Here is a 21948-nt window from a genome sequence, read left to right as displayed (position 1 = left end):
TTAATATTGCGGAAAAATAGGGAGGATAATCCTGCAAAAAATTTTTGCTCACTGGCTTAAGGGCCCAATCCCAGAATCTCCGGCTTCGGATACTGGCAAGCTGGAGATTGCTGGTCTGGTGCGGCTAGATTCGGCCTAAAACAATCAGTGCCAGAATAACGATAAGGACCAACCCCAAACCACCGCTGGGCGCATAACCCCAATTGCGGCTGTGCGGCCAAGTAGGGATTACCCCGATCAGCATGAGGATAATGACGATAAGTAAAATAGTGCCTAGTGACATGGTAGTGCTCCTAAAGTGGGGGATTATGGGGGGAGTTAAAGCATCATGGCCGACAAGGCCGTCCTGAAATCGCCACGCGGGGCGGGCCATTCAAGTTGCGACAATCAGAATGGCCTTCAGTGACGGGCTGATGCCATGCCCGTCCCTTAACGACGTTATTTGAAATTGGCGGTGGCGGAGCTAAGGCCTGTCCTAAGGTCATCCCACACTTTATCGGCAGTTTCTTTGATGTTTTCCCAAGTGTCATCACTGGCGGTCTCCAAATCCCTCATTTTCAGCGTGGCCGCTTGCTGATGGCCGCGTAGCGAATTCAGCTCTTGGGTATATTTCAGTTTCGCCGTGCCGACCGACCGCTCGGCTTGCGCCGTCAGCACATCGATCTGCATTCCCCAGGCTTTTAATTCCGCAGCCATGCTATCTATATAGTCGTTTTTGGTTTTCATCGGCTTTCTCTTAGGTTTTTAAAAAGTAGCTATTGCCTGTCTCTGATAGGATGGGCAAGCCTGCCATATCGGCGACGCAAAAATAGCTTAACGGCAAGAATTGCTAACGTCGGTTCGGTAGCGAACACAGCGGGGTGAGGGTACTTTGGAGACGGCGGCATCCGACCAACGCGGCCACTTGGAAACCCTACGATGCATTGCTGAGGGTGCGGGGGTTTCTTAAAGTTTTCAATCTGTATTCCCCTAAGTGCGATAACGCACCGACTTCCTGCTTGTTTTCCTTTAATCTACCCGTCAACTTGTCTAAAGGCGTTTTTTTAGGCCTCGCTTGCTACAAGCCAACAGTAATAAACACCCCCTAACCAATAAATAAATAAGGTGTTAGCCACGCAATAGGCATTTTTGATGCGGTTGGCGGCTTTTATTTTTACAAGGCATGATGATGCAAACAACAGATGAATTACCGCCTGAACATTGCCAAGCGGCGGCGTTAGTCAACAAAAAAACCCGGCAGTTAAAAATCGCGGAGCGGCAGTTCATGGCAGATTGCCGGGGCTATATTAACGACAACCCAGTCGCCACACTCAGCGTGGCGGTAGGGATGGGTTTTGTGTTAAGTCGGCTATTAAGCGCCCACCCAGCCACCACCCCGGTTGTCGGCACAAAATAGCGCCTATTCGGGGATAACACGGTCATGGAAAACCTTCAACATGACCCAACCATCATTTAAGGAGAACACTATGTCCAGACGCTTATTGCTGATGTTCACGTTAACCGGCAGTTTCCTGCTGGCAACAGGGATAGCACAGGCAGACCATGAGACCGCCGTTTATTTGGCGGCCGGGCCCGCATTAGATAATACCGAAACCAATGCCCGCGACAAGTCCGGCACCACCTTAACCCCGGAAGAACAAAAAGAGACGAAAACGGATATCCGCATTACGGCACATATCCGTAAGGCCGTGGTTAAAAACAAATGGCTGTCATTGGATGCCAAAAATGCAAAAATCATCACCCGCAATGGCGTGGTGACGTTGCGCGGGCCGGTGGCCAATGCGGCGGAAAGTGCCAAACTGCAAAAAATCGCCACACAAACACGGGGCGTAATGCAGGTAGATAACCAATTAGATAATAAAGCGCCATAAAGGCCAGGAGAACGTCATGACTAAAGCCGTATTTTGTATCGCCCAATCAATGGAGCAAGCAGAACTTATCGTCAACCACTTAAAAATGGCTGATTTTTCTAACAACGACATCTCCGTGCTGTTCCCGGACAAATCCACCACCCAAGATTTTGCCCATGAAAAACACACTAAATCACCCGAAGGCGGTGCCATTGGCGGTGCGCTGGGCCTAGGTGCGGGGGCGATATTTGGCTGGTTAGCCGGCATCGGCAGTTTGGCGATTCCTGGGTTAGGCCCATTTATCGCCGCCGGCCCGATCATGGGCGCTTTGAGCGGGGCGGCAGTGGGTGCAGCCACGGGTGGTTTGACCGGCGCATTAATCGGCCTGGGCATCCCCGAATATGAAGCCAAACGCTACGAGGGCAAAATCAGCAGTGGTAATGCCTTGATTTCAGTGCGGGCGACCACTAGCGAAGAGCGTGATGTCGCCAAAAAAATCTTCGAGCACGCCCACGCCGAAGACATTTCCGTCACGACTGAAGCCGCAGTCAGCGCTTAAGCCAGATGATGCTGTTCCTCCATCTTACCAAGTTTTATCCACCACGGGGTTATGTTATGCAACACATTAAAGATATTGAAAAATTGCTGAAAAATGAATTATCGGCCACAGAAACTTACCAACAAGCATTGGATACGTTGAAAGCCGATGTCGGCTTAGGCGAGTCGGAAGTGTTGATGCCGCTGCTCGAAGAGCACAAAGAAGCCTTAGCCAGTTTACAAGCGCTTAACCAGCGTTTGGCAGGCGAGCCTACCGAAAGCTCAGGCGCTTGGGGAGCATGGGCAAAAATAGTTTTGGGCGGCGCCAATTGGTTAGGTAAAGAATCGGTCTTAAAAGCCTTGCTGGAAGGGGAAAAAAGCGGTGCGGATGATTATAAGTCTGCCTTGGAAGACACCGAACTGCTGGCAGATATTCGGGCGTTGATTGAGACCAAGTTACTGCCTGCCCAACACGCGCATATTGGGACATTGGAATTGTTGTTAGTTGCCTAAACAGGCTAAGGAATGGGTAGGACATAATTCAGGCAAACGTTCTCACGATAAGCGTATGCCGAGGTTATTTTCTGCCCGTTCCTCAGTTTAAGCGGCCAAAAGCGTGTGCCTGACAGGTACGCGCTTTTGGTATGTAAAGCTGTTGGATTGCCGGCCCGGCCATTTTTGCTTTTGCCTCTGTGCGCTAGCGCACAGAGGCAAGCGGGCTTTACTGTTAATATTTGACGTTTATCTGTTCATGCCGCCGCGAGGCGAGTACATTAAAACGGCAAATGGAACTTAATGGGCTTTACTTTTACCAAACTGACGCAGCTTTATAGTCGACCCCGCAAGGTCGAGGCAGGATACGGGTTGTAAATATTTTTGTTTAGGCCACCCACTATTTTCTTATCAAAAGGTTATCTTCGTTGTTACATACGCCGCAATTTTGATTTTCACCCGCGTTAAGCTTCAAGGACAAAAGCATGGCAGATAAGTTGTCCGCACAACATAACCCCAAACAAAACCATCTTCTTGCCGCGTTGCCGGAAGACGTCTTTACGCGCCTTGCCCCGCAGCTGGAACTGGTTCCTATGCGCCTAGGGGATGTTATTTACGAGTATGCCGAACAGTTGCAGCATGTGTATTTCCCCACCACTGCCATTGTTTCCCTGCATTATGTGATGGAAAACGGCGCGGCGGCGGAGATTGCCGGGGTCGGCAATGAAGGCATAGTCGGCATATCCCTGTTTATGGGCGGCAACACCACCCCCAGTTTGGCGACCGTCTATACGGGCGGCTTTGGCTATCGGCTTAAGGCGCGTCATCTGATGGAAGAATTCAACCGTACCGGGCCGCTGATGCGTTTGTTACTGCGTTATACCCAAGCCCTGATGACGCAAATGTCCCAAACGGCAGTCTGTAACCGCCACCATTCGGTAGAGCAGCAATTATGCCGCTGGCTGTTGTTGACGCTGGATAAATTGCCGTCCAACGAATTGACCATGACCCAAGAATTGATCGCCAGTATGCTGGGGGTACGCCGTGAGGGTATTACTGAAGCCGCCGGCAATCTGCAACGGGCCGCATTAATCAGTTACCGCCGGGGGCATATCACCGTGCTTGACCGGTCGGGGCTGGAATCGCGTACCTGCGAGTGTTATGACGTGGTCAAGAAAGAATTTTATCGTTTGCTGAGTGATACGGACACAGCCAAGCAATTTCCGAATTAATTTTGCCCACTTATTTTACCGGCCCTAAACCACTAAACAAGAACAAAAAAGGTAACGTCATGAACCCAAGCACCGCCCTGCTATTCTTAGCCCGCCTGATAGCGGCACAACATAGGGACACTTGCCTTTGAAAACGTCCGCTAAGGCTTTGGCTTTTCTGGCGGGCGCGGTGCTGTCCGCCGTGCTGGTGACGACGCTGGCTTTCTGGGTATTTAAGCAAACTGAGGCGGCGGCGGCGGCAAGGGCGCATACCTATACTGTGATCAGCCACGCGAACGGTTTGTTATCGGAATTGAAAGATGCCGAGACCGGGCAGCGCGGCTATGTGCTGACGGGCGATGAAACCTTTCTGGCACCTTATACGGCGGTACGCGGACAGATCGGGGGACATTTGCAAGAATTGCGGCAACTGGCCTTGGGCGACAATGCTATGGCAACCCAACAGCATCTGGCGACAATAGTGCCGTTGGTAGAGGCCAAAATAGCCGAGTTGGCGCACGTTATTGAGTTGCGCCGCCATGCCGATATGGCGGCGGCAGTTACGGCGGTAGCCAGTGGCGAAGGTAAACACTGGATGGATGCTATCCGTAGCGAAATGGGCGGCTTCATCAACAGCGAAGAAACCGCCTTAATGCAGCGCGAAGCCGAGTTTCAGGCTGCTATGCGCCGCTTATTCAGCATTATTATCCTCAGCAGCTTGATAACGGCGGTGTCGGCGACGGCTTTTGCCTACCTGATTTATCGGCAAACCCAACAGCGGCTTAAGCACGTCACGCATCTGCAAACCCAGCATTTTTTAAAAGTGCAGGAAGGCGCGAATAAAGAGCTGGCGCAACTCAACGCCGTTTTACAAAGCAACGAGCAAAAACTTGCCGTTACCCTCAATTCCATTGGCGATGCCGTGATCGCAACCGATACCATGGCACGGGTCACCCTGCTCAACCCGGTGGCGGAAAAGCTCACCGCCTGGACACAAGCCGCCGCTATCGGCAGGCCTATCGACGAGGTGTTTCAAATTATCAACAAAACCACCCGCTTAGCCGCGACCATTCCGGTCATGGCGGCCTTGGAGCATGGCACGGTGCAAGGTCTGGCCAACCATACGGTGCTGATTGCCCAAGACGGTAACGAATACGATATTGCCGACAGTTGCGCCCCAATCCGTGACCATGACCGCCAAGTGATCGGCGCGGTGCTAGTGTTCCGCGATGTCACCGCCGACTATGCCGTGCAACAAGCCTTACACGACAGTAACGCTTTGGTGCAGACCATCCTCAACACCGTGTTGGACGGTATCATCACGTTCCATGCCGAGGACGGCGGCATTGAAACCGTCAACCCAGCGGCCGAGCGCATTTTTGGCTACACTGCCGCCGAACTGATCGGCCAAAACTTTAGGGTATTACTGCCCGAATGGGCAAAAGAACAAAGCCGTATCTGCTTAAATGCCTGCGGTGACGGGGCAAGTAGCCGCATGGGGCCGCAACACGAAGGCATAGGCCAACACAAGGCCGGGGGATTGTTCCCATTGGAAATTTCCTTGAGCGAAATGCAGTTGGATGGGCAGCGTTATTTTACCGGCATTCTGCGTGATTTGACCACCCGTAAGCAGGCGGAAGAAGAGCTGGTCAAAGCGGGGGCTTTACAGACCGCCATTTTTAACAGCGCCAACTTCTCCAGTATCGCCACCGATGCCAAGGGTGTCATCCAGATTTTTAATGTCGGGGCGGAACGCATGTTGGGCTATGCCGCCGCCGACGTGATGAACAAAATCACCCCCGCCGATATTTCCGACCCGCAAGAGGTCATCGTCCGCGCCAAAGCCTTGAGCGTGGAGTTGGCAACCACCATCAAGCCCGGCTTTGAAGCTTTGGTGTTCAAGGCCTCACGCGGCATCGAAGACATTTACGAACTGACCTACATCCGCAAAGACGGCAGCCGCTTTCCGGCGGTGGTCTCGGTCACGGCGTTGCGCGATGCCCAAGAAGCCATTATCGGTTATCTGCTGATAGGCACCGACAACACCGCCCGCAAACAAGCGGAAGCCGCACTTATTAAGGCGGGGGCTTTGCAGAGCGCCATTTTTAACAGCGCCAATTTTTCCAGTATCGCCACCGATGCCAAGGGTGTCATCCAAATTTTTAATGTCGGGGCGGAACGTATGTTGGGCTATGCCGCCGCTGACGTGATGAACAAAATCACCCCCGCCGACATTTCCGACCCGCAAGAGGTCATCGCCCGCGCCAAAGCCTTGAGCACCGAGTTGGAAACCACGATCACGCCCGGTTTTGAGGCCTTGGTGTTCAAGGCCTCGCGCGGCATCGAAGACATTTACGAACTGACCTACATCCGCAAAGACGGCAGCCGCTTTCCGGCGGTGGTCTCGGTCACGGCCTTGCGCGATGCCCAAGAGGCCATTATCGGTTATCTGCTGATAGGCACTGACAACACCGCCCGCAAACAGGTTGAAGAGGAGCAGAAAAAGCTCGACCAGCGCTTGCGTGACCAACAGTTTTATACCCGTTCGCTGATCGAAGCCAATATCGACGCGATTATGACTACCGATCCGGCCGGCATCATCACCGATGTCAATAAGCAGATGGAAGCGCTCACCGACTGTACCCGTGACGAGCTGATTGGCGCACCGTTCAAAAACTTTTTCACCAACCCCGAACGCGCCGAAGCGGCCATTCACTTGGTGCTGAACGAAAAGAACGTCACCAATTACGAACTGACCGCGCGTACCCGCAATGGCAAAGAAACCGTGGTGTCCTACAATGCCACCACCTTTTATGACCGTGACCGGAACCTGCAAGGTGTGTTCGCGGCGGCGCGGGATGTGACTGAGCGCAAACTCCTCGACCACGCCTTACAGGAAACCAATATCGCCTTAGAGTTGGCCAAATCTGTCGCGGAAAAGGCCAATCTTGCCAAATCCGATTTTCTCTCCAGCATGAGCCATGAATTGCGCTCGCCGCTGAATGCCATCTTGGGTTTTGGGCAATTGATCGAAGCGGGCAAACCGCCGCTGACGGACAGCCAAAAAGCCAGCATTGACCAAATTTTGCAGGCCGGTTGGTATTTGCTGGAGTTGATTAACGAAATCCTGGATCTGACCTTAATCGATTCTGGCAAAGTCTCGTTGTCGCCCGAACCGGTATCGCTGGCGGAAGTGCTGGGCGATTGCCAATTGATGATCGAACCACAAGCGCAAAAAAGCGGTATCCGCATGATATTCCCGCATTTTGACAGCCCCTGTTTTGTCAAAGCCGATCGGACACGGGTCAAGCAGATATTTATTAACTTATTGTCCAATGCCATCAAGTATAACCGCCCGGCGGGTGAAGTGACGGTGACCTGCGATATCAATGCGACCCAATGTGTCCGCATCAGTTTTCGGGATACCGGGCAAGGCTTATCGGAAGAAAAAATCTTGCAACTGTTCCAGCCCTTTAACCGCTTAGGCCAAGAAAACGGCATCGAAGAAGGTACCGGGATTGGCCTGGTGGTTAGTAAGCGCTTAGTTGAACTGATGGGTGGCGACATTGGTGTGGTTAGCGCGGTTGGCGTGGGCAGTGTGTTTTGGGTGGAACTCAATGTCACGCCCGAACCGCACAGCACCGACGGTGACAGTGAACCTATGGCCATGGCCCAACCCCTGTCGCCCGATGACACGCGGCTGCATACCGTACTGTGTGTCGAAGACAACTCCGCTAACCTGTTGTTGATTGCGACCTTGCTGGCCAGCAGGCCGGACATCCGCTTGCTGTCGGCACGCGACGGCAACCGGGGGGTTGAAATTGCCCGGCACGCGCAACCGGATGTTATCCTGATGGACATTAACCTGCCCGGTATTAGCGGCATTATGGCATTGGAAATCTTGTCGCAAGATCCGCTAACATCGTATATTCCGGTGATCGCGCTCAGCGCCAACGCTATGCCGCGTGATATTGCCAAAGGTTTGGAAGCCGGATTTTTCCGTTACCTGACCAAACCGATCCGGGTCAATGAATTTATGAACACCTTAGATTTGGCGTTGAAATTATCGAAGCCGCCGCTTCGGATGATTAAAGTGGAATGACCTGCCTGATGGTTAACCCTATTCTGTGGCTGCTGGCTAACATTAACCCATACCGTGCACCTGAACCTCTGTTGGCAATATGAAGAATACACTCTGGCATATTTTGTTGGTTGAAGAAAATGATGATGACCGTGCCGAGCTTCGGCAAAAATTGGTCTTAGGTTCAGAACGCCGCTATCGGTTCACCGAAGCCAAACTCGGTGCCGAAGCCTTGCAAAAAGCCTATGATAAGCCCGATGGGCCTTACGAATGCATTATCCTAAGCTATTACCTGCCGGACATGAACAGCGAGGAAATATTGGCTGTGTTGTGCGAGGGTACGGAGTTGCCGCCGTGTCCGGTCGTAGTGGTTATCGGGGCGGTTAAGGATAAAGGCCCGGCACTGCTCCGTGCCGGCGCACAAGATTATATCGGCAAGCACAGGATAACTCCCGAAAGCCTGACCCGGGCCGTGGAGAACTCCGTAGAACGTTTCGTGCTGTTACGCGAACGGATGCACACCTTGCAGGCCCTGAAAGCCAGCGAGGAACGTCTGGCCCTAGGTGTGCAAGTCGCCGGTTTAGGGCTTGCCGATATTGATTACACCACAGGGATGGCGCACCTTTCCGCCGAAGCGGCACAGATGTTTGGCTTCGGCAACGTAAAATTGACCTTGCCGCGTGCAGCAATACATGCCAGCTTCCACCCTGATGACCGCGCCGATGTGATGCAGTGCATCGCCCATGCGCTGTCCCCTAGGGGGACAAGGACTTTCCTTATGGATCATCGGGTGGTATGGCCTAATGGCCAAGTGCGCTGGTTACGCGTACGCAAGCATATCCGCTTTGCCGGGGAAGGCAATTTTCAGCAGCCTCAGCACGCCACCTTAGTGGCTCTGGATGTCACGACCGAAAAAACCGCCGAGCAGGCTTTGCGCGACAGTGAGGAGCAATTCCGCGCCTTATTGGAAGCCGCCCCCGATGCCATTGTCATTGTCGATGAGCAAGGCCTGATTGTGCTGGTGAATGCCCTGACGATTTCACTGTTTGGCTACAGCCGTGCCGAACTGCTCGGCGAACCGGTAGAAATGCTCATGCCGTCCCGTTTCCGCCACCTGCACAGCAACTTGCGCGATGGTTATCTGACCGAACCGCAACCGCGCGAAATGGATGGCGGCTTGAATTTGTTCGGCAAACGTAAGGATGGCAGCGAATTTCCGATTGAAGTTAGCCTCAGCCCGCTGGAAACCAAAAAAGGCCGCTTGGTATCCAGCGCCATCCGCGATATTACCGAACGCAAGCGTATCGAAGCGGAACTGAACAAAGCCAAGGCGGCGGCAGAAAATGCCAACCGGGCAAAATCCGATTTTCTCTCCAGCATGAGCCATGAATTGCGTTCGCCACTGAATGCCATCCTCGGTTTTGCCCAGTTACTTGAGGCGGGCACGCCGCCGCTTACACCGCGCCAAAAGACCAGTATCGACCAGATTCTCCACGCCGGCTGGTATTTGTTGGAGCTCATCAATGAAATCCTTGACTTGGCGATGATCGAATCCGGCAAGATTTCCTTATCCTTGGAATCCATTTCCTTGAGTGATGTGCTGGACGATTGTCAGGCTATGATTGAACCGCAAGCACAAACCAGCGGCATCAGCATGAGTTACCCGCCGTTTGATGACACTTGTATTGTGAATGCCGACCGGACACGGGTAAAGCAAGTGTTTCTTAACCTGTTGTCTAACGCCATCAAATATAACCGTGCCGGTGGCACGATTGCCGTCACCTATAGCCAAAACACAACGGAACGTATACGCATCAGTGTCCATGACACCGGTGAAGGCCTATCCGCCGACAAACTCGAACAACTGTTCCAGCCTTTCAACCGCCTAGGACAAGAAAACGGTCTTGAAGAAGGCACCGGTATCGGTTTGGTGGTCAGTAAACGGCTTATCGAACTGATGGGCGGCCATATCGGCGTGGAAAGTACGGTCGGCGTGGGCAGTGTCTTTTGGGTCGAACTGGTCCGGCCAACGTTTTCCGGACCCGTTATCATAGCGCCTTTGCCTGCCGAAGTTACGCCGAATGCCCAAGAGGACAAGCTGCTGTTCACGCTGCTCTATGTGGAAGACAATCCGACCAACTTGTTGTTGGTCGAGCAAATTATCACCAACCATAAAAACATCAAAATGCTCAGCGCCAAGACAGGCCGGATAGGCGTTACGCTTGCGCGTATCCATCATCCCGATATTATTCTGATGGACATTAATCTGCCAGGCATCAGCGGCATAGACACGTTAAATATTTTGCGTGAAGATCCGGCCACGGCGGATATTCCCGTGATCGCCCTGAGCGCCAATGCGATGCCGGGTGACATCCAGAGAGGCTTACAAGCCGGATTCTTCCGTTATCTGACCAAACCGATCAAGATTAATGAGTTTATAAATGCCTTGGATGACGTACTGACATGCTCTGAAACAGGCTTGAGCGCTATCCATAAACCGGACAATGACCATGATTAGCACAGCAGAAATCCTTAATTCCAGTATCTTGATAGTTGATGACCAGTTATCCAATGTGCTGTTGCTTGAACAGATGTTGGAAGGTGCGGGTTATACCTGTATCGCCTCGACTACCGACCCCACCAAAGTCTGCGGGCTCTATCAGAAAAACCGTTACGACCTGATCCTGTTGGATTTGCAAATGCCGGGCATGGATGGCTTTCAGGTGATGGAAGGGCTTAAACGCATCGAAACGGATGGTTATTTGCCGATTTTAGTGATCACGGCCCAACCTAACCATAAATTGCGGGCGCTCACGGTGGGCGCGAAAGATTTTGTCAGCAAACCGTTTGATCTCATTGAAGTGCAAAACCGCATCCGTAATATGCTGGAAGTGCGGCTGTTGTATAAAAATCTTGAATATTATAACCAATCTTTGGAACAAATAGTCGCGGAACGCACCATTGAGCTGTCCGCCAGTGAAGAGCGTTTCCGCCGCTTAACCGAGCTGTCATCAGATTGGTATTGGGAGCAGGACGCAAACGGGCAATTCACTATGGTTTACGGGCCGGTGCATGAAATGCTGGGCATTCGGATTAATAATGACGTATTGGATAATGTCGAAGAGCAAGGCATCATCTGGGACGAAGCCGAACGCCTGGTTTTGGAAACCAATTTGGCGGCCCGGAAACCGTTCCTGGATTTTGTCTACAGCAGGAACAAACCTAACGGTCAGCGGCAATATTTGATGGTGAGCGGGGAACCGGTGTTCGATCCGTCGGGACGCTTTATCGGCTATCGGGGCATCGGCAAAGATGTGACCGAAACCATGCGTCCGGGCAACATAACGCCTTAAAGAAGGGGCAGGAAATAACCTCGGCGGCTTGTGCTTTGGAGCGCGGCGGGGCAATGAACGCCTACTTTATTTAGCCAAAAGCCCTAAAACCTAACAACCGCTATTTTACCGCCTTATCCGCCGGGTAACGGGCGGGAACTTCATTGTCAGCATTTAGGACGTTTATTATGACGTATAAAGATTATTATCAAATCATGGGGCTAGCGCGTGATGCCACGCAAGACGACATCAAGCGGGCCTACCGTAAACTGGCCCGCAAATACCATCCCGATGTCAGCAAGGAGGCGGATGCCGAGGCACAATTCAAAGCCTTGGGCGAAGCCTATGAGGTGCTTAAAGACGTTGAAAAACGCGCGGCTTACGATCAGCTCGGTGCAAACTGGCAAGCAGGCCAAGATTTTAAGCCGCCGCCCCATTGGGATGAAGGTTTTGAATTTGGCGGTGCGGCAGGATCTGGCGACTCGGCGCATTTTAGCGACTTTTTTTCCCAGATTTTTGGCCAAGGCGGTTTCCGTTCTGACGATGCAAGGTCAAACCGTCCTGAACAAGGGCAAGACAGCCACGCGAAAATCTATATTGATCTGGAGGACAGTTTCCAAGGCGCCACACGGGCCATTTCCTTAAGCACCCCGACCAGCAATGCCCAAGGCCAAGTGCAGCTTAAACACCGCAGCCTGAATGTCAAAATCCCTAAAGGCATTAAGCCGGGGCAGCATATCAAACTGGCCGGCCAAGGCCATGCGGGGTTCGGTAACGGCCCGGCGGGCGATTTGATCTTGGCGGTGGAATTTAATCCGCATCCGCTGTACCGCCTCGTTGAAGCACACATTTATCTGGACCTTCCTATCAGCCCCTGGGAAGCAGCGTTGGGTGCGAAAATCAAAGTGCCGACGCCGGACGGGCTGGTGGATTTAAAAGTGCCGCCCAATTCCAAGCAAGGCGGCAAATTACGGTTGCCGGGACGCGGCATACCCGGCAAACCGCCTGGGGATTTCTTTGTCGTCCTGCAAGTTGTCTTGCCGCCCGCCCTAACCGATGCGGAAAAAGCCGCTTACCAGCATTTGCAACAAGCGTTTGATTTTAACCCCCGCCAGACCATGGGAGTGTAAATACCGATGAATACCAATAATCTGTTTATTATCCATACGGGTACGGTCATTGAAGACGACACCCTGACGCTGGAGCAATTGTGCACAAGCTGCGGGGTGCAAGCCGATTGGCTAGTCCGTTTAGTGGAGGAGAGCATTATCGAACCGGATGGCGCAGAAATGCCGTCGTGGCGGTTTTCGGGTGCCAGTTTGGCGCGCGTCCGTGCCGCGTTCAATTTAGAGCGCGATTTAGGCGTAAATCTGGCAGGTATCGCTTTGGCCTTGGACTTAATGGAGGAGCTTGAACGTCTGCGGAGGCAGCTAAAAATAAGCCGTCACGGCTAAGTTTGTCAAAATACCGCCTATCTTGCCTTTATTGTTGGCTGGTTAAAAACCGCCAATCGCCGGGTTGGGAATAGGCCTGTTACCCAACCAACCAAACTGGAAAATGCTATGAAATTAACATGGATCATCGTTGCCGACAACACCCAGGCGCGGATTTTTACCGCCGAAACGCCTTCATCAGCTTTGATTGAACTCGAAGGCTTAGGCCATGCCGAAGGCCGTTTGCATGACCGGGACATCACCTCTGACCTGCCCGGCAGAATAAAAAGCACCGACGGCAGCGCCCACGCTTTTGAACAAGCCACTGACCCGAAACATCACGAAGCCGACCTGTTTGCCCACACGATTGCCGCGCTGTTGGAATCGGCCCACAACGATAATCAATTCGGGCAATTGCTGATCATTGCCGAACCGTCGTTGCTGGGCTTATTACGCCACTGTTTGCCAGAATCCGTGCAAAAAGCCGTCACGTTTGAACTGGCAAAAAATATCGCCTCGCACAGCCTTGCCGACATCCGCGCGCACCTGCCCGAATATTTGCCGAATGCTTAAGCCTGTGGCCAACGGCAGCCTTGCATTGCAGCCCCTGAACTAGAAACATGCCCTGTCTCCAGCTAGGGAATGGGTGGAAAATACGCTAAAGGTCTTGGAGCGCGGGCATCTTGCCCGCAAGGGCGGGCAAGATGCCCGCGCTCCAAAGAGAAAACCGCCTCTGGTTATTTTATGCCCGTTCCTAATCATCGGGCCGGGTATGTTACTGTCCGGCAAACCGGATATCAGCGTTTCATAATGCTCTCCAAACACTAGGAGGGCATTTTTTCGCCCCTACAACGCTTATTGTCCGCCTATGTACCCCAGCGTACAGAATTTTTACCGCTAGGGGCGGATCATGTCGGTCACTTACTGACAATAAACAAGGATATGTAATGAAACTTTTTCTGGGCGCGGCACTACTCGCCGTCACCACCTTGCTGACCTGCACCACCGAAGCCGCCTCTATCAGGGTCGGTGAGTCCGGCTTCTATGGGCGGCTTAATGTCGGCGGTTATCCGCCGCCGCAGGTCTATTATCGCCAACCGGTAGCCGCCCAATTTGTGCCCAGCAACCGCCCGCCCATTTATCTGCGTGTCCGACCCGGCCACGCCCGGCAATGGCGGCGCTATTGCAGCCAATACAACGCCTGTAATGAACGGGTCTATTTCGTCAAACATGACTGGTATCAGCGCGAATATGCCCCACGTTACCAAAAATTTAACCGTGGCAACCACATAGCTTATCCGCCCGGCCAGCGGCGTTGATGGCCATTGCCAGTTCTACGGGTTACATAAAAATAATGTGGTTTTCTGTATGGCAACGAACAGACGCCACCGGGCAGACAAATGATAATAACCGCGCAGATAAGGCCGTCTAAGGGCTAATCTGCAAAAAATGTGACGCACTACAAATCCGATCCAGGCGGTGTGAAACGCATAGTACGCAACCGCCCTCGGTTTTATTAACCTTAATCTGACGAGAACGACATGATAAACAAAAATACTTATATTGGTTTGGCTTGTATGGTTTTTATGGGTTTGGCTTCTGCGCCTTTATGGGCCGAAGAACCGGCCGCTTCTGGGCAACAGGCCGCTATCGCCACACCTGAAAAAACCGCCGTTGACCATAAAGCAGAGGCCGCCATCCAAAAAGGCCATGCCCAATATCATCAAAGTTTGGCGACCCACGAAAGGGCCGCCGCCTCCGTGCTTAACAATGCCAGCAAACGCCTTTTGGCGAACCGCCAAATTGCCTTAGCGGTTAACGAGGAAGCTTTAGTGGCTGAATATGAGAAAAAAGCCCTTGCCCACGAAGCAATGGCAGAGCCTAAATAATTCGGCGACAGAGAAAATGAGGGGGGGAGGCAAGAAAACCCATCCCCCCTTCACGCAACGGTTTACAGGCGCTTATGGGACAAAAGATAGCGGACTTAACCAGATCAGCCGCAGTTTGTACCCATTCTTAATGCCGTATCGTTCATCAACATCATTGGAGCAATACTATGTTAGAAAAATACAATTCAGCCGTCGGGCTGTTTAGCAATCATGAAGATGCCGAACATGCCGTCAAAGATCTGGAAAAATGTGGTTACGACATGAAAAAATTGTCTGTTATCGGCAAAGATTATCATAGCGAAGAAAATGTCGTCGGTTATTACAACACTGGCGACCGCATGGCGACATGGGGCAAGTTCGGTTTATTTTGGGGCTGGGTATGGGGCATCCTGTTCGGTTCCGCCTTCTTCCTCATTCCGGGCATAGGCCCTGTCATGGTCGGCGGCCCGCTGGTCAGCTGGATATTAGGCGCCCTTGAAATGTCGGTCATCACGGGTGGCCTGACAGCCTTAGGTGGGGCGTTAGCGAGTATCGGCATTCCTGAAGACAGCGTCTTGCGGTATGAAACCGCGCTGAAAGCCGACAAATTCATCCTTATTGTCCACGGCTCGGTGCAAGAAGTTGAAAAAGCCCGGGGCATCTTAATGCAGAACAAAGCCGAAGAGGCCAATGTGCATCACGAAGAAACAGCCAAATTATCGATCATGGCTTAAGGCCTGTACTACGGATAACTCCTTTCCCCCGTATTTAGGCCTGTTAATTTTCCAACCCTGGCTACCCAGAAAGTTATGGTTAGCCAAGGTTGGCTTCGTTTTCATGACTTGGTTTTTTTTCTCTTCGCTTGTTGGTTTAGGCGTTCTATTTCTGCCAACACATCTTCCGGTTTGGTTTCCATTTCAAGGTCGGCCAATTCGCTATTCTCATCGTCTTCAATACCCAATTTACCTTGGATGGCATCCAACATCTGTAGGACGCGGGTCAATTCATGTTCGGTCAGCAAGCTGATCTGCAAGCCTAAATCAGCGCGGCGTTCCGATTCTTCAGATAAGCGGTTTTGGCTGATAAGGACAAAAGTCGACAGGAAAATGGCTTCCAATGATACGACCATGGTCAAAAGCCCGTAAGGGAAAGGGTCAAAAGACGGTATTGTCAAATGACCCTCATTAAGGAAAATCCACAACCCAAACCACACGATATGCACATAGACAAAAATCATGCGCCCAGAAAATGCGGTGATGGCATCCGCCATCCGGTCTTGCAGATTCCGTTCGCTGGCCGCTTTCACCCGCAGGCGGATGATAGTGCGGATGTTCCGTTCGATAACAGTGCTGAGTGCAGGATTGTCTTCCGCTTGGGTAACTTGAGTTGCCATAATGTTTGCTTAAAGGTTAGGTGGGCGGCATTTGCCTGCGGGGTTTGGGGATGGTGGTGAAGGGATGTGCATAACATCAAGCAGGCGTTCATTACCTCTCAGCGTGTCCGACCCACCCCCGGTTCTTGAGCAAAGCCGAAGAATCCCTTAGCAGGGGCAACTTCCCCATCGTACAGGTGAAAATCAGGGGCTTATACCCTATCGGGCGGTTATCAATATTGGGGCGGCCAGCATTGCGGCAATCATTGGCCTTTAACAGGGGCTTTCTGCTGATTGTTCTGGGCTATTTTTTGGCTATCCGATGGGAGAGTATTTTCGTAGCTGAACCGCCGCCGATGACAGTTCCAACAGCGGTCGGCGACCACACAGCCGGGTAGCCAAGTGATCAATAAAAGGCCTATACAAAAGCGGGTTATCTTCGAAGTTTTGTCCATTTTCATACTCCTGTTAAAGCGATAGATATCGCTGAGTGCGGTTAAGTACCATGAGCTTGGCCTGACATTTTTTTGTCCAAGCCGAGCGCAGTACCGGATAAGCCAAGACTTATCGTTGGGCTTATCCGGCATTGTTAGCCTTGCAAAATGGGCAAGGGTAACGGCCTCTCCATAAAACATCCGCCGATCTTGTTGCTATCGGCTTGCAGAAAACTATAGCTTTTATCACGCGCTGTAGTCTGTACGCTAACGCACGGATAGCTTAACCAATGGGATAAAATAAGTTTCTGCCACAGATACTTACAAGAAGTAAGTCCGGCCATTTTTTGAAAAACATCTTTTTTACCGTTACGGGCCAGTGCTGGGTAAAGCGAAGCGTTTTCCGCCTTTAAGCCGTTACAAGCCCTCCATAAATTCGCACCCGCCCAACGGATGCCGCTTGATTTCCGTCCGGCTTTAGCTCAATATAAAGGGCGGCTGTTGCCGTTTATCCCGACACGAATTGCCCACCAACGCTTACTTGGCTGGCGTTCCGCTTGCGGCCATCGCCGATTTTCGCGGCTGGCAACTGACGGAGATAAAGCGACCATTGGGCAAGTGCAGCAACATTAACGGAGGTAGATACGAAATCTTTCATCACTTATCGTTCAAATGTCAAAATCGGCCCGCCGTTTTACCCGCGTTTTCCGCACAAGCAGCACCCGCCAACAGTCGGTGCCGTAATCCCGTCGCGCCTTAAAATCGCGGCGGCTTGAAATCAACCACAAAACACCCCCTATGGACGACAGCAAAATACGCCAACATATATCCCGGCAGTTTAATACGGAACTCGAAGAAATACGCCATAAGGTACTGGTAATGGGAGGATTGGTTGAGCAGCAATTGGCCTTAGCTATCCAAGCGTTCACCACGAACGATATGGAAACCGCCGAACTGGTCATGAGACGGGATAACCTGATCAATGATATGGAGGTAGAAATTGATTTGGAATGCACGCAGATCATCGCCTTGAGGCAACCCACCGCATTTGATTTGCGGTTGCTGCTGACGGTCATCAAAATTATCAGCGAGTTGGAAATCGCCGGCGACCATGCGGAACGGATCGCCAAAGTGGCTATCAAGTTATCTGATACAGAAGGCAAGCATGACCAATACCACGAAATCCTGCACATGGCCGAATTGGTCAAAAAGATGCTGAACGGGGCGTTGGACGCTTTTGCCAGAATGTCCATAGACGGCATCACCGTGATTACAGCCATGGACGAAAAAGTCGACCTTGAATATGCCGGCATTGTCAGGCAATGGGTCACCCACATGATGGAAGACCCGCGCAACATTACCCGAACTTTACACAGCCTATGGGCAGTCCGGGCATTGGAACGCATTGGCGACCACGCCTGTTACCTTTGCGAACACCTGATTTTTATGGTCAAAGGCGAAGCCGTCAGGCATTTGAGCCAACAGGAACTGGAAGAAAAGTTAAACGCCTAAACTTACAGACCATTGCCGTGGCTTATAGGCGGGTCCAGCTATTGTGATGCAAGACGGGGGCATACTTATTCGCTTAAGTCGCCCCCGCTTTTATTTGGCGTTGCCGGGCAAGACGCTTACAGGATAATTTACGCGGTGGTTTTAAAGCCGTCTATCTGTGCACGCGGTATTTGTGTGCCTATCAATTTTTCAACCAGCTTCAAAGCCTGATATTCATCCTGCGACACCAGCGAAACCGCTTGGCCGTTTTGTCCTGCACGGCCTGTCCGGCCAATCCTGTGCACATAATCCGCGCAAGAGCGGGGCAGTTCAAAATTCACCACATGCGGTAACTTAGCGATGTCGATACCGCGGGCCGCCACATCGGTCGCCACTAAGACCCGAATGTCGCCGGCTTTAAAACCCGCTAGGGCACTGGTGCGGGCCCCTTGGCTTTTATTGCCGTGAATGGCCGCCGCTTTAATGTCGGCAGTGTTGAGCTTTTCGGCCAGTTTGTTCGCGCCATGCTTGGTGCTGGTAAAAACCAGCACTTGCCGCCAGTTTTTGCTGGTCACCAGATGTGCCAACAACGCCGTTTTGTCGGTTTTATTCACCTGATAGACAATCTGGTCTATGGTATCGGCGGCGGCATTTTCCACGGCGACCTCAATTTTTACCGGATTCACTAGCAACCCGTTGGTCAGTTTGCGTATGTCCGCCGAAAAAGTGGCCGAAAACAACAGGTTTTGGCGTTTTTTAGGCAACAACGCCAGAATTTTACTGATGTCTTTAATAAAGCCCATGTCCAACATCCTATCGGCCTCGTCCAACACCAGAATTTCAACTTTATCCAGTTTTAGGGCATTTTGGCTCACTAAATCCAATAACCGCCCAGGCGTGGCCGTTAATATATCGACACCGCCGCGTAAGCGCATCATTTGCGGATTGATTTTCACGCCGCCGAAAACCACCTCGGATTTTAAGCGCGGCTGTTGATAAGCGCCGTATTTTTGTACCGATTCGCCGACTTGGGCGGCGAGTTCGCGGGTGGGGGTCAAAATCAACGCACGCACCGGACGGTTGCGGCCATAATCGGTTTGTGCCAGGCGCTGTAAAATCGGTAAGGCAAACCCCGCCGTTTTGCCTGTGCCGGTTTCTGCGGCGGCCAATAAGTCCTGCCCCGTTAAAATGGCGGGTATGGCTTTACTCTGAATGGGGGTAGGTGTCGTGTAGCCGGAATCGGCGACCGCTTTCAATAAAGCTTCGGATAAACCGAGATGGGAAAATGGCATTACATGTCTCGAAGGGGAAAAGTGATGGGGCAACTATCGGATCAGCAGCGCTGATATTGACTTTATTAAGTGATGACAGAGCCATTAGGGAATCTTAGGCGGCAGTCTATCATAGTAAGCGGCTACCCTATAAAGGAAATTGGAGAATTTGGTGGGGCATAGCCAGAATTATCTGGACAGTTTTCATCCTGTCAACATTAACTTAAGCGCAACGGGTGCGGGCCGCATAATTGGCCAAAAGGCCTATATAAAGCCGTAGCCTTATCGACAAGACCAGCCCATCGGCTATACCAAGGCAAGCCCTATATGACCCAAATTCTTGGAACGGATTAAGGTTTTTTAAGCCAATGTTCCGGCTTCTTTCGTCCAACTGCGCTTGTATCGTATAACTACTTTAGATTTTTCTTTAACGGGTTGGGCTGCTTTGGGGGGGGTAACTTGAAGTTGCGCTTGAAAGTAAGCACTATAGTTATTAGATGGGGTCATTCGTCTATTTTTTTGTTGAAAATTGGATAGTATGGGTTAAAAGCCATCGACAACTGTCGCTTAGCTTTATTGTTTGTTAATGCGGTTTTCAATGAAGATTCATTGACAATGCCAATAAATTTTATAATGACTAACTGAAGAACAGGGCGAGGAATTACAGAGGGGACATCGGGTCGGTAAACAAAGCGAAATCATATTTTTCTAGCCAGTGCCATTATAAGCCTGTTACAGGGCTTGTCAAGTTTAATAAATATGGGATCGGCCAAAGCCTACCTGCCGGATGACAAAAAAGTGTAACAAGTTGTTACACTTTTTCAGGTATTTTTGTTATGTAACATGATGCCGATAGTGTCTTGCTGATAACCCCTCTATCCGATATTTTAAACTTATCATTAAAAATCAATATATTATATAGATTATACTAACTTAGTGGCAGCACCGATGAACCGGACCCCATCGGCAAGCGAAAAACTCACCCGCGCGTATAGCGGTGCTTCACCCCTATCGGAAAATACGCCGGATCGGCGAAAGCACACAAGCTGACGTGGGGCAATTGCCGCTCAAGCGGCGTGTAGTTGGCGAATTCGCTGTTCAGGCGCAGCAACTGCACACGGACCGATGCCGCTATGGCGGACACGCTTACCGCTTCGGGGTTTATGTTGGGCAGCAGTTCCACCGCGATATGCAGATATTTGTCGCCGCCTGGCGTTTCTGCGGTTTCCAGGACGAATTTTCCCGTCAGCCAAGCCATCAGTTCCGGTTGCTCAAGGCCTACCGTAATGTTTTCTGGGTAAATGTTGGCGCCGTAATAGGACACCGTGAAATCGGCACGGCCAAATACATAGACAAAGGGTAGGTTACGCGGCTGAAAACCCACCTCTAAGCCCAATTCTGACATACCCCCTACACCATGAGCCTGTAAGAATTTTCGCATCGCCTTGAAGCTCAGCAAGCCTCCTTTATCAGCAATGTGATAACGTAGCAAGGGTACGCCATTGTCTCCCGAAACCACCAAAGTGCCGTCGTGGCTTTCAAAAAAGCGGTTGCTAGGGTCGTATTGCACTAGGGTCGGCAGGCGGGATTCGCCGAACAGGCTACGCGCGGCATCAGGGTGGTGTGCCAGCCAACGGCGGATGGCGATGCTGAAAGGCGTTTCATTGCCGAGCACACCGCCGTCGGCGGTGCCGTACAGCGAAGCGGAATCAAAACAGGGCGACTGCGAACCGATGCGTTGGCCCAACAAGCTGCGCCATTCTTCGCTGAACACTTCACCGGCAAACACCAGCTTGGTCTGGTAATCCGCCCAATTGATGCCCTCGGCAATGCCTGCATCAAGCACATCTTTCACAAATGGCGGGTAGCCCAATAACACGGTCTGGTCAAAATGCCCCGCCAGTTCGCGGACAATACGGAAAATTTCCGCCTTATTGTTGCCCGGTGTCGCCACCATCAACGGATAGCCCTTACGCGCAAGCTGCCAGCAACAGGAGGTGGTAAACAAACCGCCTACCCAATTGCCTAAGGCAAAGCAAACAACCGCTAGGGTACGGCGTTGGTGGGCTTGGAAGCTATCACGGAACACTTGTTCAAAACGCACCGCCACCGCCAGTTCATCGGCGGCGGAACGTGGCCAAAAGGTTGGCTGTCCGGTGGAGCCGGATGATACCGCCACACGGTCAGTGCCGTTAAGGCTACCGCCGAAGCAGCGGGCGGGTAACGGATAAGCCCGCATGTAGCTGGTTTTGTCCATTAGCGGTAATGTTTGGAACGCCGCATAAGAACCGATAGCGTCGGGATTAACCTGCCGTGTTTGTAAAAACTGACGGTAGGCGGGCACTTCGGCGGCGCAACGGTGAAATAAAGCCAAAGACTGTTCTTCAGGGGTGATGCTCTGTTCTGCGAGCAACGCATCCAGCGAGGTGGCGGTAAAGCGCTTAAAAACGTCTTCTGATGGGGGTGATAGCAAATCGGACATATAGTCATCCGGGCAATAGGGCTTAAGGTTTTTAGGTACGCGTCTTAGCTGTCAGGGATAGTATAACAAGATTGGCCAAGATAGTTTGGTTTCT

At 51.7% G+C, this 21948-nt stretch carries 21 protein-coding genes; 15 read left to right on the top strand and 6 right to left on the bottom strand.

Going from position 1 to position 21948, the window contains the following annotated elements; translation table 11 throughout:
• Nucleotides 1–124: 124 nt before the first annotated feature.
• Both CEK71_RS14095 and CEK71_RS14090 read right to left on the bottom strand, forming a co-directional pair.
• The gene (locus CEK71_RS14095) at nucleotides 125–283 is read right to left on the bottom strand and encodes a DUF3309 domain-containing protein (protein ID WP_088619984.1); all 159 of its coding nucleotides are present in this window, start codon (nucleotides 281–283) and stop codon (nucleotides 125–127) included.
• A gap of 155 nt (nucleotides 284–438) precedes the next feature.
• Nucleotides 439–726, bottom strand: a complete 288-nt coding sequence (locus CEK71_RS14090) for a sll1863 family stress response protein (RefSeq protein WP_088619983.1) — start codon at nucleotides 724–726, stop codon at nucleotides 439–441.
• A 442-nt stretch (nucleotides 727–1168) separates the two neighbouring features.
• On the opposite strand from CEK71_RS14090, the gene CEK71_RS14085 reads away from it, so the two are divergent.
• The 14 genes from CEK71_RS14085 (at nucleotide 1169) to CEK71_RS14020 (ending at nucleotide 15538) form a co-directional block, all read left to right on the top strand.
• A complete protein-coding gene (locus CEK71_RS14085) occupies nucleotides 1169–1396 on the top strand; it encodes a DUF883 domain-containing protein (RefSeq protein ID WP_088619982.1) in 228 nt (75 codons plus the stop codon).
• A 70-nt stretch (nucleotides 1397–1466) separates the two neighbouring features.
• Entirely contained in the window at nucleotides 1467–1871 is a 405-nt protein-coding gene (locus CEK71_RS14080) for a BON domain-containing protein (protein WP_088619981.1), read from the top strand.
• Nucleotides 1872–1887: 16 nt separating this feature from the next.
• Nucleotides 1888–2409, top strand: coding sequence for a hypothetical protein (locus CEK71_RS14075; RefSeq protein WP_088619980.1), 522 nt, complete (start codon nucleotides 1888–1890; stop codon nucleotides 2407–2409).
• A 56-nt stretch (nucleotides 2410–2465) separates the two neighbouring features.
• Nucleotides 2466–2900 carry a ferritin family protein gene (locus CEK71_RS14070; RefSeq protein ID WP_088621627.1) on the top strand — a complete coding sequence of 145 codons (435 nt, stop codon included), beginning with the start codon at nucleotides 2466–2468 and terminating at the stop codon, nucleotides 2898–2900.
• A gap of 464 nt (nucleotides 2901–3364) precedes the next feature.
• On the top strand, nucleotides 3365–4111 hold the full coding sequence (locus tag CEK71_RS14065) for a Crp/Fnr family transcriptional regulator (protein ID WP_198328248.1): 747 nt from the start codon (nucleotides 3365–3367) through the stop codon (nucleotides 4109–4111).
• A 127-nt stretch (nucleotides 4112–4238) separates the two neighbouring features.
• Complete coding sequence (locus CEK71_RS14060) at nucleotides 4239–8192, top strand: PAS domain S-box protein (protein WP_198328246.1); 3954 nt, start codon at nucleotides 4239–4241, stop codon at nucleotides 8190–8192.
• A 79-nt stretch (nucleotides 8193–8271) separates the two neighbouring features.
• Complete coding sequence (locus tag CEK71_RS14055; protein WP_157679264.1) at nucleotides 8272–10689, top strand: PAS domain S-box protein; 2418 nt, start codon at nucleotides 8272–8274, stop codon at nucleotides 10687–10689.
• On the top strand, nucleotides 10682–11524 hold the full coding sequence (locus tag CEK71_RS14050; protein WP_088621624.1) for a response regulator: 843 nt from the start codon (nucleotides 10682–10684) through the stop codon (nucleotides 11522–11524). The genes CEK71_RS14055 and CEK71_RS14050 overlap by 8 nt, the downstream gene beginning before the upstream one ends.
• A 167-nt stretch (nucleotides 11525–11691) precedes the next feature.
• Nucleotides 11692–12633, top strand: coding sequence for a DnaJ C-terminal domain-containing protein (locus CEK71_RS14045; RefSeq protein WP_088619978.1), 942 nt, complete (start codon nucleotides 11692–11694; stop codon nucleotides 12631–12633).
• A gap of 6 nt (nucleotides 12634–12639) precedes the next feature.
• Nucleotides 12640–12957: a chaperone modulator CbpM gene (locus CEK71_RS14040; RefSeq protein WP_088619977.1), complete on the top strand. Its 318-nt coding sequence runs from the start codon at nucleotides 12640–12642 to the stop codon at nucleotides 12955–12957.
• Nucleotides 12958–13065: 108 nt separating this feature from the next.
• Nucleotides 13066–13509: a host attachment protein gene (locus tag CEK71_RS14035; protein WP_088619976.1), complete on the top strand. Its 444-nt coding sequence runs from the start codon at nucleotides 13066–13068 to the stop codon at nucleotides 13507–13509.
• Between the two features lie 374 nt (nucleotides 13510–13883).
• The gene (locus tag CEK71_RS14030; protein WP_088619975.1) at nucleotides 13884–14255 is read left to right on the top strand and encodes a hypothetical protein; all 372 of its coding nucleotides are present in this window, start codon (nucleotides 13884–13886) and stop codon (nucleotides 14253–14255) included.
• Between the two features lie 222 nt (nucleotides 14256–14477).
• Nucleotides 14478–14825, top strand: a complete 348-nt coding sequence (locus CEK71_RS14025; RefSeq protein WP_088619974.1) for a hypothetical protein — start codon at nucleotides 14478–14480, stop codon at nucleotides 14823–14825.
• A gap of 167 nt (nucleotides 14826–14992) precedes the next feature.
• Complete coding sequence (locus CEK71_RS14020; protein ID WP_088619973.1) at nucleotides 14993–15538, top strand: general stress protein; 546 nt, start codon at nucleotides 14993–14995, stop codon at nucleotides 15536–15538.
• A gap of 101 nt (nucleotides 15539–15639) precedes the next feature.
• Here the strand turns inward: CEK71_RS14020 and CEK71_RS14015 are convergent, their stop codons facing one another.
• Together CEK71_RS14015 and CEK71_RS22685 are read right to left on the bottom strand one after the other, a co-directional pair.
• Entirely contained in the window at nucleotides 15640–16197 is a 558-nt protein-coding gene (locus CEK71_RS14015) for a DUF1003 domain-containing protein (protein ID WP_088619972.1), read from the bottom strand.
• Between the two features lie 242 nt (nucleotides 16198–16439).
• Nucleotides 16440–16631 (bottom strand): hypothetical protein, encoded by a 192-nt coding sequence (locus CEK71_RS22685; RefSeq protein ID WP_146054612.1) that lies wholly within the window; start codon nucleotides 16629–16631, stop codon nucleotides 16440–16442.
• A gap of 777 nt (nucleotides 16632–17408) precedes the next feature.
• On the opposite strand from CEK71_RS22685, the gene phoU reads away from it, so the two are divergent.
• On the top strand, nucleotides 17409–18122 hold the full coding sequence (gene phoU / locus CEK71_RS14000) for a phosphate signaling complex protein PhoU (protein WP_088619969.1): 714 nt from the start codon (nucleotides 17409–17411) through the stop codon (nucleotides 18120–18122).
• A 128-nt stretch (nucleotides 18123–18250) separates the two neighbouring features.
• Here the strand turns inward: phoU and CEK71_RS13995 are convergent, their stop codons facing one another.
• Together CEK71_RS13995 and CEK71_RS13990 are read right to left on the bottom strand one after the other, a co-directional pair.
• On the bottom strand, nucleotides 18251–19393 hold the full coding sequence (locus CEK71_RS13995; protein WP_088619968.1) for a DEAD/DEAH box helicase: 1143 nt from the start codon (nucleotides 19391–19393) through the stop codon (nucleotides 18251–18253).
• A gap of 958 nt (nucleotides 19394–20351) precedes the next feature.
• Nucleotides 20352–21854: a phenylacetate--CoA ligase family protein gene (locus CEK71_RS13990; RefSeq protein ID WP_088619967.1), complete on the bottom strand. Its 1503-nt coding sequence runs from the start codon at nucleotides 21852–21854 to the stop codon at nucleotides 20352–20354.
• Nucleotides 21855–21948: the final 94 nt, after the last annotated feature.

The organism is Methylovulum psychrotolerans (genome assembly GCF_002209385.1).
Taxonomy (GTDB): domain Bacteria; phylum Pseudomonadota; class Gammaproteobacteria; order Methylococcales; family Methylomonadaceae; genus Methylovulum; species Methylovulum psychrotolerans.
The sequence above is the reverse complement of the archived record's forward strand: the minus strand, read 5'-3'. Positions and strand labels throughout refer to the sequence as shown.

What these genes read in the sequence shown, in the direction of transcription:
- CEK71_RS14095 (WP_088619984.1), bottom strand. Translation starts at nt 283, where the DNA reads ATGTCACTAGGCACTATTTTACTTATCGTCATTATCCTCATGCTGATC.
- CEK71_RS14085 (WP_088619982.1), top strand. Translation starts at nt 1,169, where the DNA reads ATGCAAACAACAGATGAATTACCGCCTGAACATTGCCAAGCGGCGGCG.
- CEK71_RS14020 (WP_088619973.1), top strand. Translation starts at nt 14,993, where the DNA reads ATGTTAGAAAAATACAATTCAGCCGTCGGGCTGTTTAGCAATCATGAA.
- CEK71_RS13990 (WP_088619967.1), bottom strand. Translation starts at nt 21,854, where the DNA reads ATGTCCGATTTGCTATCACCCCCATCAGAAGACGTTTTTAAGCGCTTT.
- CEK71_RS14090 (WP_088619983.1), bottom strand. Translation starts at nt 726, where the DNA reads ATGAAAACCAAAAACGACTATATAGATAGCATGGCTGCGGAATTAAAA.
- CEK71_RS14070 (WP_088621627.1), top strand. Translation starts at nt 2,466, where the DNA reads ATGCAACACATTAAAGATATTGAAAAATTGCTGAAAAATGAATTATCG.
- CEK71_RS14015 (WP_088619972.1), bottom strand. Translation starts at nt 16,197, where the DNA reads ATGGCAACTCAAGTTACCCAAGCGGAAGACAATCCTGCACTCAGCACT.
- CEK71_RS14030 (WP_088619975.1), top strand. Translation starts at nt 13,884, where the DNA reads ATGAAACTTTTTCTGGGCGCGGCACTACTCGCCGTCACCACCTTGCTG.
- CEK71_RS14050 (WP_088621624.1), top strand. Translation starts at nt 10,682, where the DNA reads ATGATTAGCACAGCAGAAATCCTTAATTCCAGTATCTTGATAGTTGAT.
- CEK71_RS14025 (WP_088619974.1), top strand. Translation starts at nt 14,478, where the DNA reads ATGATAAACAAAAATACTTATATTGGTTTGGCTTGTATGGTTTTTATG.
- CEK71_RS13995 (WP_088619968.1), bottom strand. Translation starts at nt 19,393, where the DNA reads ATGCCATTTTCCCATCTCGGTTTATCCGAAGCTTTATTGAAAGCGGTC.
- phoU (WP_088619969.1), top strand. Translation starts at nt 17,409, where the DNA reads ATGGACGACAGCAAAATACGCCAACATATATCCCGGCAGTTTAATACG.
- CEK71_RS14055 (WP_157679264.1), top strand. Translation starts at nt 8,272, where the DNA reads ATGAAGAATACACTCTGGCATATTTTGTTGGTTGAAGAAAATGATGAT.
- CEK71_RS14045 (WP_088619978.1), top strand. Translation starts at nt 11,692, where the DNA reads ATGACGTATAAAGATTATTATCAAATCATGGGGCTAGCGCGTGATGCC.
- CEK71_RS14075 (WP_088619980.1), top strand. Translation starts at nt 1,888, where the DNA reads ATGACTAAAGCCGTATTTTGTATCGCCCAATCAATGGAGCAAGCAGAA.
- CEK71_RS14035 (WP_088619976.1), top strand. Translation starts at nt 13,066, where the DNA reads ATGAAATTAACATGGATCATCGTTGCCGACAACACCCAGGCGCGGATT.
- CEK71_RS14080 (WP_088619981.1), top strand. Translation starts at nt 1,467, where the DNA reads ATGTCCAGACGCTTATTGCTGATGTTCACGTTAACCGGCAGTTTCCTG.
- CEK71_RS14040 (WP_088619977.1), top strand. Translation starts at nt 12,640, where the DNA reads ATGAATACCAATAATCTGTTTATTATCCATACGGGTACGGTCATTGAA.
- CEK71_RS22685 (WP_146054612.1), bottom strand. Translation starts at nt 16,631, where the DNA reads ATGGACAAAACTTCGAAGATAACCCGCTTTTGTATAGGCCTTTTATTG.
- CEK71_RS14065 (WP_198328248.1), top strand. Translation starts at nt 3,365, where the DNA reads ATGGCAGATAAGTTGTCCGCACAACATAACCCCAAACAAAACCATCTT.